A 10,930-nucleotide genomic window follows, 5' to 3' on the forward strand; every position below is an offset into this window, starting at 1 on the left:
CCATGATGTAAAAGCAAATCTTTTAATCAGGCTCTTTATTATTTCTGCATTTTTCCTATAAATTTCCTATGAAGAGAAAATATATTTATCCTGTTATTATACTCCTTGTTGCTTTGCTATTGGTTTTAGTAGAACGATGTAATTAAACACATTCATTCTAAATGCCTTGAATGATCTCGTTGGTGATTTACGATGATTTTTTGGTTGAAAAACTAAACCTGAAAAACTAAAAACACTATAAGTAATTAAAAGGCCAATCTTTCAGAATCTAATTTTACAAAGATAAAGAGTAGGATAGTAAAGCCCCATAAGCCGGAGCCTCCATAACTAAAGAAAGGAAGTGGGATTCCAACTGTTGGAAAGATCCCTGTTACCATTCCTATATTTACTAGAAAGTGAACAAAGATAATTCCCACTAAGCTGTATCCATAAACCCTATTAAATGTGGATTTCTGCCGCTCAGCAAGAAATAATAATCGAAGGAGTAGGAATATAAATAAAAGGACCACGACAGAAGTGCCTAGAAATCCCCATTCCTCACCAACGGTACTAAAAATATAATCGGTGTCTTGTTCTGGTACGAATTTTCCTTTGGTTTGCGTTCCTTCTGTCCAGCCTTTCCCTATCCAGCCGCCACTCCCAATAGCAATCTCACTCTGATTAGTGTTATATCCAATTCCCTTAGCATCTGTTTCTTTTCCTAGAACTATATTAAAACGATCCCTGTGGCGTTGCTCAAATACATTCTGAAAGATATAATCTACAGAATAAGAGAGTGCAATCGCACCTACAATAATTCCCATTAAAACAAGAGGACTTGGGCGTCTCTTCTTTTTCTGAAGCAAACTTAGTAAGCTAATAATAATGACCGCTATTGCTACATACAATGGCCCAAGAACCAAGGTTAATATGAAAATAGCTATTCCCGCAAATCCTAAAAACAAGTAAATTCCAGATAGCCCTTCTCTGTATAGAGGGAAGAGAAAAGCCGCGTATACCATAGCGCTTCCTGCATCTGGTTGTGGTAAAATAATTAGAGCAGGTAAAACGATGATAAAAAACGCTTTCAACTGATGTGAAAATAATTTTATATTTGTCTGAATGTCCCCCAGATAATTTGCGAGTGCCAGTGTAGTCGCAACTTTAGCGAATTCTGCAGGTTGGATGCTCACTCCGCCAAATCCATACCAAGAAGTAGCTCCATTAATGGTTTTTCCAAAGACAAATAGCCCTAGAATTGAAAGTAGAGATATTATATAAAACACACTCGAAAACTTCATATAGAATTTCGCCTCTATAGATAATATAATAATGATCATGAACAAACCCAGAATCATCCAAAGAGCTTGTTTTCCGTATATCTCATCGAAATCAAAAATCCCAGAAGGAGAATCTCCTAAGGAAGCTGAATAAATATTCATCCACCCAAAGCTTATAAGAAGGAGGTAAATTAAGATAGTAACCCAATCAAAACTAATTGTGCCTTTCGCCATTATTTATTAATTGAGAAAGGTTCTCCACTCAGTGGTTTTAAATATTCATCCTCTAAACTATGAGTAAGCACCCAAGTTTCCATATCTTTTCTAGATATGGTTTTCTTAAGATATTTCTCTATCATTAAACTGGCAATTCTTCCAGCATATCTACCTCCCCAATATCCATTTTCAACAAATACTGCAATTGCAATTTTCGGATTATCCACAGGTGCAAATGCTATAAAAATTGAATGATCTGTAAGCTGGGTTCTTTTACCATTTATTTTAGTGAAATTCTCTGCAGTTCCAGTTTTTCCAGCTATTTCTATTCCTGGAATCTGTAGTGCAGAAGCAGTACCAACTTTATAAACTTGGTGCATTCCTTCAATAACCGGTATAAAATGCTCACTATCTATAGTAGTAAAGTGTTTTTTAGTATAATCTGGGTCGGAGATTGGTTCTCCTTCAATACTTTTTAGAATATGCGGTGTATAAAACCAACCCTTATTAGCAATTGTTGCGGTCATATTAGCTAATTGTATAGGAGTCATTAATACTTCTCCCTGTCCAATAGCATTAGAAATTGTTGCTGTTGCAAACCACTTGTAAGTAGGGTATTCGTATATTTTGTTATAGTATTCGGATGTAGGGATCTTTCCAGATCTTCCAGCTGGTAAATCATACCCTAAAAATTGTCCAAGACCAAAACTATTTAAATGCTTAGCCCAGGTATCTACACCTTCCTGCGGGGTAGGGTATTTTTCTATGATCCTTCTATAAACATTGGCAAAATAGGCATTACAAGACTGGGCAATACCCGGAATCATATCTAACGGACTTGCATGAGCGTGACAACCTAATTTTCTACCCCGACCATAAACATAACCTCTGTTACAAGAAAACTTATCATGAACATCTACAACCCCTTCTTGAAGAGCGATAAGGGCATTGATAGTTTTAAATGGGGACCCTGGAGGATATTCTGCTAATAAACCTCTATCGTATAATGGTTTTGCAATTGTGTCGTAATATAATTTTGTGAAATTTGCAGATCGTTGTCTTCCCATTAGGAGGGCAGGATCATAACTCGGCGCTGTAATAAGTGATAAAATTTCACCAGTAGCTGGTTCTATCGCTACAATTCCACCACGTTTATTCTCCATCAATTTTTCACCGTATGCTTGTAACATTCCATCTATAGAGATATTAACGTCTTTTCCCTTTTTTGGTAATGTATCAAAAATGCCTTCTTTAAAAGGGCCAATATCTCTGTTAAATCTATCCTTTTGAATATACTTTACTCCTTTGATACCTCTAAGCAATTCTTCATATTGACCTTCAACCCCTTGTTTTCCTATTAAATCTCCAGAAATATAATAAGGATTATTATCAATTATTTTATTATTTACTTCAGCGATATAACCTAGAACATTAGAGCCATTATCGGTTTGATAATCTCGTAAAGATCGCTTCTGAATATAGAAACCTGGGTATTTTCGCATTTTTTCCTGAAGATAAGCATACTCAGATTTTGTAAGCTGAGGTACTATGATCGATGGAAGTCTAGGCGAATATATTTTTGCTTTATCTAGTTTCTTTGAAAGTTCCTCTGGAGTAAGTTTTAAGATGGTGCAAAATTCAGCAGTATCAAATGGCTTTACATTTCTTGGTATCGCCATCACATCATACGACGGCTGGTTAGAAACTAATAACTCCCCATTTCTATCGAAAATGTATCCTCGTTGAGGATAATCATAAACCACCTTTATTGCGTTATCTTCACTTAAACGTGCAAAAGATTCATCCACAATTTGCAAATAGAATAATCGGCCTAGAAAAATAAAACCAGTAGTAATAATTATAATATACAGCAGCAGCCTTCTCATCGTCTTTTCGGTTTAAATAATGTCAAACTAATCAAGACTAAAAGTATAGTGAAAATACTTGTGAAAAATGTCTTTTGAAGTATTAAATATATGTGTGAGAAGCTGAACATTTCCAGAATAAATAGCAATAGATTGTGAAGCACCACCACAAGAATAATATAACTTAGTCGGGCTCCATATGGTGTGTTGGATAATTTTACTGTTTGGTAATCGTAACTGATTCCGAATGAGAACCGTAATATTATTGGCCGTATATATGCTATAAATACACATGCTGCCGCATGTATCCCTCCGCTATCCTCAAAAGTATCTATACTTAGTCCTAATAAAAAAGCCACAATCATGAATAAACCTTGTGGAGTATTAAAAGGATATACAATTAAAAACAGGATATATAGATACGGATTTATGAAACCCGAAAAATTGATGTTATTAAGAAGTAACACTTGTAATAAAACCAAGACCACAAACCGGATGCTATTTGAAATAATTGTATTAGTCATCTATTTCCTCCAGTTCTTTTATTTCTTTTCTGTCTTTATTTACAATTACATAGACATGACCAATATTGGTCATATCATTAAACAATTTAATGTCTATAGTGTAATAACTTCCATTTTCATCTAATTCAAAACCTACTATATTCCCAACAGGAATACCTCGTGGGAAAATTAATGACTTCCCTCCGGTAATAATCGTATCTCCTTTTTTAATAGGAGCTAATCTAGGAACATCCGTTAACTGAACAATGTTAGGATCCTTACCATTCCATACCAAAGAACCAAAATGATTGGTCTTTTTAAGTTGAGCATTTATCTTGGAGTCACTGTTTAAAATAGAGATCACTCTAGAATAATTTTTAGACGCGTTGTCTATTATCCCTACTATCCCTTGGCTGGTAACTACGCCAGACTCAGGAATTATATTATCTTTTCTTCCTTTATCTAATGTGATATAATTATCTACTTTAGAGTAATTATTGTTTATAACACGAGCAGTTCTAAATTCATAAATACCTTCGTAGACAGTAGAATCTATAAAAGTGTCATTAAATAAAGTATCTGGAATATTAGAGAGTTTGTTCCGTAATAAATTATTCTCTTCCAGAAGGCGTTCATTATATTCTTCTAGATAGAAATAAGATTGAATGCTATTGGCTTTTTTATAAATACCACCTGTTATAAAATTGGCAGAACTTATAAATTTACTTTTATGAAATGAGTGAGATTGTATAGTCAAAAATAAAGATAGACCAAACAGCAACAGAAATAAAATGTTATTCTTATTGCGGATAAGAAAATTGAAAATCTGCTGCATTGGTTAATCCTACTTTATCAATATTCCTTTGTAACGGCTTAAGTTTTTAAGGCATATTCCAGTTCCTCGTACTACCGCTCTTAGTGGATCTTCTGCAATATATACAGGAAGATCTGTTTTTAAGGACAAACGTTTATCTAAACCTCTTAACATAGATCCTCCCCCTGCAAGATAGATCCCGGTATTGTAGATATCAGCGGCTAATTCTGGTGGGGTCTGAGATAAAGTTTCCATCACCGCATCTTCTATTCTTAAAATAGATTTATCTAATGCTTTTGCGATTTCTCTATAAGATATTTGAACTTGTTTCGGTTTTCCAGTAAGTAGATCTCTACCTTGAACACTCATTTCCTCTGGTGGAATCTCAAGATCTTCAGTAGCAGCACCTATTTGAATTTTAATTTTTTCAGCAGTACGCTCACCAACATATAAATTATGTTGCGTGCGCATATAATAAACAATGTCATTAGTAAAAACATCTCCTGCAATTTTCACAGATTTATCGCAAACGATTCCTCCAAGAGCGATCACTGCAATTTCTGTAGTACCACCTCCTATATCCACGATCATGTTTCCTTTTGGTTGCATAATATCTATCCCAATACCAATTGCAGCTGCCATTGGTTCATGAATAAGATAAACCTCTTTTCCATTAACACGTTCTGCACTTTCTTTTACGGCTCTCATTTCCACTTCTGTAATTCCAGAAGGGATACAAATAACCATTCTAAGTGCTGGAGTGAACATCTTTTTCTTTAATGCCGGGATCTCTTTGATAAACATACTTATCATTTTTTCACTGGCATCAAAATCGGCAATTACTCCGTCTTTTAATGGGCGAATAGTTTTGATGTTCTCATGGGTTTTCCCTTGCATCATTGCCGCTTCCTTTCCAACGGCAATAATTTTACCCGTTGTCCTGTCTCTGGCTACAATAGATGGACTATCTACTACTACTTTATCGTTGTGAATTACCAACGTATTGGCAGTTCCTAAATCTATTGCTATTTCTTCAATGAGAAAATCAAAAAATCCCATAATTCTTTTGTTGAGGTTAGGTAAATGTACTGAAATTAATGTTTAAAATGGCGAGTACCAGTCATTACCATTGCCATATTATGTTGGTTGCAATAATCGATACTTAATTGATCTTTTATAGAGCCTCCAGGCTGAATTACTGCTGTAATTCCTGCATTATCTGCAATCTCTACACAATCTGGAAAGGGGAAAAAAGCATCACTTGCCATTACAGATCCTTTAAGATCGAAATTAAATGACTTTGCTTTTTCAATACTATGCGTTAAAGCGTCTACTCTGGATGTCTGCCCAGTACCACTTGCCAGTAATTGTTTGTTTTTTGCTAGAACGATTGTGTTAGATTTTGTGTGTTTGCAAATTTTAGATGCAAAAATCATATCATTTAACTCATTAGAGCTAGGTTTATTGTTTGTTACTTCCGTTAAATCTGCTTTAGAATCTGTCTTAAGATCCTTATCTTGAACCAAGACCCCATTTAAGCAAGTTCTAACTAGTTTTTGAGGCAATTCTTGTTCTTTCTGAATTAGAATAATTCTGTTCTTTTTCCCTTTTAAAGCTACTAGTGCTTCTGAAGAAAAAGAAGGAGCAATCACCACTTCACAAAATAACTGATGAATTTCTTCTGCAGTAGCTTTATCAATTTCAGTATTGCTAATTAATACTCCACCAAAAGCAGACACAGGATCTCCCGCTAAAGCATCGTTATAAGCTTCTAAAATAGTATCTCTTTGCGCTAACCCGCAAGCGTTATTATGTTTTAAAATAGCAAATGTTGGATCGTCATTTTTAAATTCGTTCATCAAATTTACAGCAGCATCTACATCTAATAAATTATTGTACGAAAGTTCTTTTCCATGTAATTGATCAAAAATAGCTTCAAAATCTCCAAAGAAAGTCCCTTTTTGATGTGGATTCTCACCATATCTTAATTCTTTTCCTTTGTTGAAACTTTGTTTGAACGTATCGTCTTCAGAGTTAAAAAAGTTAAAAATAGCAGTATCATAATGAGAAGATACCTGGAAAGATTTTCCAGCAAATTTCTTTCTGTCCTCTAAAGAAGTTTCTCCTTTATTTACTGAAAGTAATTCTAAAAACTCTGAATAATCATCTACAGAAGAAACACAAAGCACATCCTTAAAATTCTTAGCTGCTGCTCTAATAAGAGAAATTCCTCCAATGTCTATTTTTTCAATGATATCTGTTTCAGAAGCTCCAGAAGCTACCGTTTTTTCAAATGGATAAAGATCCACAATCACAATGTCTAATTGAGGGATTTCATACTCCTTCATTTCTGCAACATCACTTTCATTATCCTGCCTGTTAAGAATCCCGCCAAAAACTTTTGGGTGTAAAGTTTTAACTCGACCTCCTAAGATAGAAGGATAAGAAGTTAGATCTTCTACAGGAATAACAGTGATCCCAAGATCTTTAATGAATTTTTCTGTACCACCAGTAGAATAAATAGTGATTCCCAGTTCATCCATTTTCTTAACTATGGGTGCTAATCCGTCTTTACTGAATACCGAAATTAAAGCAGATTTCGCCGTTTTTAGATTGCTCATTGTGTTGTGTTTGTTAAGCTTGCAAAAGTAATTAAATCGCTATTAATTATAAAGTTCTAGAGTTTTATTTCTTAAAATAAATGTAACGAAAATATACACTAGGCGTCTTATCTTTAATCTATGCAAAAACACCAGTTTTTTCTATGCTAATATATCTAAGGCTATTAACAGAAAGTTTTAATTTCGCTGTCAGTGCGTTAAGAAACAATAAATTACGCACCTTTCTTTCCTTGTTGGGGGTAACCATTGGTATATTTTCCATTATTGCGGTTCTTGCCGCAGTAGATTCCTTACAGCGAGAAATTAAGGGAAGTTTAAGCTCTCTGGATAACAGCACTATCATTGTAATGCGTTTTAATTTCGGGCCTTCAGAGATCCCTCGTTGGAAAAGAGAACAATTCCCAGATGTTTCTTATGATGAATATCAATACTTGGAAAAAAATCTACCGGATGTGGAAGCGATAGATTACGCTTTGAATGTTGGGAGAGAAACTATAAAATTTGAAGAAAAAACTGTTTCTCAAGTAGAAATTGGAGCTGTTACCCATAATTATTATCAAATTGAAGCGCTACAACTTGCAGAAGGACGATTTTTTAATGAGGCAGAATCTGTAAGTGGAACTCATGTAATAATTTTGGGTCATGAGATTGCTCAAAATCTTTTTGGAGAAAGTGCTCCTTTAGGAAAGCAAATTAGAATGTACGGCCAAAGATTTACGGTAATTGGCGTGCTTAAGAAAGAAGGAGCAGGATTGTTTGGTGGTTCTAAGGATACATCAGCTTTCTTACCTGTAAATGTGATTAGACGTATTTATGGAGATAATAACAAAGCTGCTTTTCCGCAAATAATTATAAAACCAGATGAAGGAGTAGATAATGCTGAATTTATCGCGGTATTAACTCAGAAACTACGTAATTATAGGGCATTAAAGCCAGACGAAATCAGTAATTTCTTTGTGAATCAGTTGCAAGGTTTTGCCGACCTTATAGATAATATTACTGGGCAACTTAATTTAATGGGATTGGTTATTAGTGGGTTCTCCTTACTAGTTGGTGGCTTTGGGATAGCAAACATCATGTTTGTAAGTGTAAAAGAACGAACCAATTTAATAGGAATTCAAAAATCCTTAGGAGCTAAGAATAAGTTTATTTTGTTTCAGTTCTTATTTGAAGCAGTAATCCTTGCGATAATTGGAGGTTTAATAGGGGTGTTCCTAGTATGGATAGTTTCGCTATTGGCCTCTCAATTCACTGGAGATTTTGAATTTATTTTATCCCCATGGAATATGTTTATAGGCACAATGGTTTCAGCAGTTATTGGATTGATCTCAGGAATAATACCTGCAATCGCTGCTTCTAAATTGGATCCTGTTGAGGCTATTAGAACTGGAATGTAATATATAACTCAAGGTCTAGAGTTTCGAGTTCAAAATTCAAAGCAATAATTTTCCTTAAACCTCAAACTTGAAACCTCAAACTTGAAACTTTAAACACGTTATCCTAAGATCTTCGCGATTTCCTCGTTTACAAACTCTAAGAATAATTCATCCTCTTTAGAAAATGGATCTGCGGTATGAGAGTCTATATCTATTTGCCCAATGTTTTCTCCATTAACAAATAAAGGCACAACAATCTCTGCTTTCACGTAAATACTACAAGCAATATAATTGTCTTGAGCTTTAACATCTGGCACCACAAAATTTTTGTTAGTAACAGCTACTTGTCCGCAAATTCCTTTTCCAAAAGGAATAATTAGGTGATCTGTAGGTTCTCCAGCAAAAGCTCTTAATTTAAGTTCGTTCTTATCTCCATTTTTAAAATAGAATCCTACCCAATCGTAATAAGAAATATTTTTCTCTAATAATTCGCAAATTTCTGTAAGTCTGTGATCTACAGATAGATTTTTAGATTCTATAATAGAAAGAACCTCAGATTTTAATTTTTGAAAAGACATGCTGCTAATTTTTGTTCAAAAGTATTAAAAAGTATTAGTACAGTCCCCTATGTATTTTCTATAAATTTGTTAAAATCAAGTTTTTAATTGCTTCAATTATTTAAAAAATATAGATCGGTTTTACAATTCATTCTCATTTTTATGGGAAGCTATTTTATATTTTCGATTTTATATAGTGGATATCTTTCCTTTTCTGAAAATTCTAAATACTATCCCGACTTTTTTACACATTTAGTAGCCTTACAAAGTGAATCTGTAATAGAATCTTTTGGATATTCTTCAAAAATAATGATCCATCCAGATGAGGCATCACTCAAATTATACGTTAATAAAATTTTTCTTGCAAGAATCGTAGAAGGATGTAATTCTATAAGCATCATTATATTATTCATATCCTTTATACTTTCTTTTTTCGCCAAGTTCAAAATAAGCTTACTTTTTATTTTATCAGGTTCGGTGCTTATTTACATCGCAAATATTTTAAGAATTGTTATCTTGGCTATAGGTATTTATGAGTATCCACAATACACAACTTTTTTGCACACAATTGTTTTTCCGCTTATAATTTACGGTACCGTATTTATTTTATGGGTTTTTTGGGTTCGATTATTTTCTAAAAATACAGTAGATGAAAAAGCGGTATAAAATTATTATGATCTCCTTCCTAGTTATCTTGCTAGCAATGGTACGCTTTTTTGAGAATCAATTATTTTATGATCCCTTGTTAGAATTTTATGAGGCAGATTATTTACATAACTCCTTTCCATACTTCGAGACTGGTAAATTGTTTGCTAATGTTCTTTTAAGATATTTAATCAATACAATTATATCATTAGGGATTTTATATGTAACTTTTTTTGATAAGAATATTTTAGAATTCTCTGTTTATCTATATTCTATCTTTTTTGTAATCTGTTTTACCGCGTTCGTTTTCTTGATTTTTGAAATAGAAAGTGAAAACTTTTTAGCTCTTTTTTATGTCAGAAGATTTTTAATACATCCAATCCTTGTTTTGATTTTAATGCCAGCATTCTATTATTACAGGCGGAAAAATGTCCATGAAATTAAAAGTTAATCCTGAAAACTTATAAGTTACCTCTTCAATTTTATTTTAGCTTTGCATGTAATGTTATATCCTATGCTTACTGATATAGAGTGAAGTATATTCTTTTTAACAATTATTGTTTATATTTGCTTATAATGAAAAAAGGTGTTCAGAAATATTCTTCTTTGATTCTTGCGCTATTAGTGCTGGTTTCCACTTTTTCCTTTACTATAGAAAAACATTTTTGTGGAGATTTATTGGTAGATCAAGCTGTTTTTTCTAAAGTTAAAGATTGTGGGATGAGTTCCCATAATATGGATAGTATGATGAATTCTGGTATGCTCTCAGACTCTTGTTGTACCAATACACATGTTGCAATAGACGGTCAAGATGAATTAAAGATTTCTTTTGATAATTTGAATCTGGATCAGCAGGTTTTTATTGCAGCCTTTTCAGTTTCCTTTATTGAACTTTTTGAAAATTCTCTAGAACAAGTAATTCCTTTTAAAGATTATTCTCCACCCATACTGGTCACAGATATCCATTTGATGGACCAGGTATTCCTTATCTGATTTTAAATAATTTTTATTGAACTAACTGCCAATAAGCAGTGGGTTTAAGCTATGTCGTAGTCTGATTTCTCATCATTCTTC

Annotated in this window: 11 protein-coding genes; 4 read left to right on the plus strand and 7 right to left on the minus strand. The window is 33.4% G+C overall.

What is annotated here, in order from left to right; all coding sequences use genetic code 11:
* Positions 1-245: 245 nt before the first annotated feature.
* Genes rodA through purH form a run of 6 tightly spaced genes read right to left on the minus strand, consistent with a single transcriptional unit; the run spans position 246 to position 7,278 of the window.
* Positions 246-1,493, minus strand: a complete 1,248-nt coding sequence (gene rodA, locus I130_RS02520; RefSeq protein WP_034918815.1) for a rod shape-determining protein RodA — start codon at positions 1,491-1,493, stop codon at positions 246-248.
* Positions 1,493-3,361, minus strand: coding sequence for a penicillin-binding protein 2 (mrdA, locus tag I130_RS02525; RefSeq protein WP_034918818.1), 1,869 nt, complete (start codon positions 3,359-3,361; stop codon positions 1,493-1,495). Before mrdA ends, rodA begins: the two co-directional genes overlap by 1 nt.
* Positions 3,358-3,864, minus strand: coding sequence for a hypothetical protein (locus I130_RS02530; RefSeq protein ID WP_034918820.1), 507 nt, complete (start codon positions 3,862-3,864; stop codon positions 3,358-3,360). Before I130_RS02530 ends, mrdA begins: the two co-directional genes overlap by 4 nt.
* Positions 3,857-4,678 carry a rod shape-determining protein MreC gene (gene mreC / locus I130_RS02535; protein WP_034918822.1) on the minus strand — a complete coding sequence of 274 codons (822 nt, stop codon included), beginning with the start codon at positions 4,676-4,678 and terminating at the stop codon, positions 3,857-3,859. The genes I130_RS02530 and mreC overlap by 8 nt, the downstream gene beginning before the upstream one ends.
* Before the next feature lie 9 nt (positions 4,679-4,687).
* Positions 4,688-5,716 carry a rod shape-determining protein gene (locus tag I130_RS02540; protein WP_034918825.1) on the minus strand — a complete coding sequence of 343 codons (1,029 nt, stop codon included), beginning with the start codon at positions 5,714-5,716 and terminating at the stop codon, positions 4,688-4,690.
* 35 nt (positions 5,717-5,751) lie between these two features.
* Complete coding sequence (gene purH / locus I130_RS02545; protein WP_034918828.1) at positions 5,752-7,278, minus strand: bifunctional phosphoribosylaminoimidazolecarboxamide formyltransferase/IMP cyclohydrolase; 1,527 nt, start codon at positions 7,276-7,278, stop codon at positions 5,752-5,754.
* A gap of 143 nt (positions 7,279-7,421) precedes the next feature.
* Here purH and I130_RS02550 point away from each other — a divergent pair, with 143 nt between their 5' ends.
* Positions 7,422-8,675 carry an ABC transporter permease gene (locus I130_RS02550; protein WP_034918831.1) on the plus strand — a complete coding sequence of 418 codons (1,254 nt, stop codon included), beginning with the start codon at positions 7,422-7,424 and terminating at the stop codon, positions 8,673-8,675.
* Between the two features lie 98 nt (positions 8,676-8,773).
* On the opposite strand, the gene I130_RS02555 is transcribed toward I130_RS02550, so the two are convergent.
* Entirely contained in the window at positions 8,774-9,232 is a 459-nt protein-coding gene (locus I130_RS02555; protein WP_034918834.1) for a GAF domain-containing protein, read from the minus strand.
* A 141-nt stretch (positions 9,233-9,373) separates the two neighbouring features.
* On the opposite strand from I130_RS02555, the gene xrtF reads away from it, so the two are divergent.
* The 3 genes from xrtF to I130_RS02570 all read left to right on the plus strand — a co-directional run bounded on the left by xrtF (position 9,374) and on the right by I130_RS02570 (position 10,849).
* On the plus strand, positions 9,374-9,877 hold the full coding sequence (xrtF, locus tag I130_RS02560; RefSeq protein WP_051119587.1) for an exosortase family protein XrtF: 504 nt from the start codon (positions 9,374-9,376) through the stop codon (positions 9,875-9,877).
* Positions 9,861-10,307 carry an exosortase F system-associated membrane protein gene (locus I130_RS02565; RefSeq protein ID WP_034918840.1) on the plus strand — a complete coding sequence of 149 codons (447 nt, stop codon included), beginning with the start codon at positions 9,861-9,863 and terminating at the stop codon, positions 10,305-10,307. Before xrtF ends, I130_RS02565 begins: the two co-directional genes overlap by 17 nt.
* 125 nt (positions 10,308-10,432) lie before the next feature.
* Entirely contained in the window at positions 10,433-10,849 is a 417-nt protein-coding gene (locus tag I130_RS02570; protein WP_034918843.1) for an HYC_CC_PP family protein, read from the plus strand.
* The last annotated feature ends 81 nt before the right edge of the window (positions 10,850-10,930 follow it).

The organism is Gillisia sp. CAL575, from assembly GCF_000403785.1.
Taxonomy (GTDB): Bacteria; Bacteroidota; Bacteroidia; order Flavobacteriales; family Flavobacteriaceae; genus Gillisia.

Coding starts and splice junctions, on each gene's coding strand:
- rodA (WP_034918815.1), bottom strand. CDS start 1,493: ATGGCGAAAGGCACAATTAGTTTTGATTGGGTTACTATCTTAATTTAC.
- mrdA (WP_034918818.1), bottom strand. CDS start 3,361: ATGAGAAGGCTGCTGCTGTATATTATAATTATTACTACTGGTTTTATT.
- I130_RS02530 (WP_034918820.1), bottom strand. CDS start 3,864: ATGACTAATACAATTATTTCAAATAGCATCCGGTTTGTGGTCTTGGTT.
- mreC (WP_034918822.1), bottom strand. CDS start 4,678: ATGCAGCAGATTTTCAATTTTCTTATCCGCAATAAGAATAACATTTTA.
- I130_RS02540 (WP_034918825.1), bottom strand. CDS start 5,716: ATGGGATTTTTTGATTTTCTCATTGAAGAAATAGCAATAGATTTAGGA.
- purH (WP_034918828.1), bottom strand. CDS start 7,278: ATGAGCAATCTAAAAACGGCGAAATCTGCTTTAATTTCGGTATTCAGT.
- I130_RS02550 (WP_034918831.1), top strand. CDS start 7,422: ATGCTAATATATCTAAGGCTATTAACAGAAAGTTTTAATTTCGCTGTC.
- I130_RS02555 (WP_034918834.1), bottom strand. CDS start 9,232: ATGTCTTTTCAAAAATTAAAATCTGAGGTTCTTTCTATTATAGAATCT.
- xrtF (WP_051119587.1), top strand. CDS start 9,374: ATGGGAAGCTATTTTATATTTTCGATTTTATATAGTGGATATCTTTCC.
- I130_RS02565 (WP_034918840.1), top strand. CDS start 9,861: ATGAAAAAGCGGTATAAAATTATTATGATCTCCTTCCTAGTTATCTTG.
- I130_RS02570 (WP_034918843.1), top strand. CDS start 10,433: ATGAAAAAAGGTGTTCAGAAATATTCTTCTTTGATTCTTGCGCTATTA.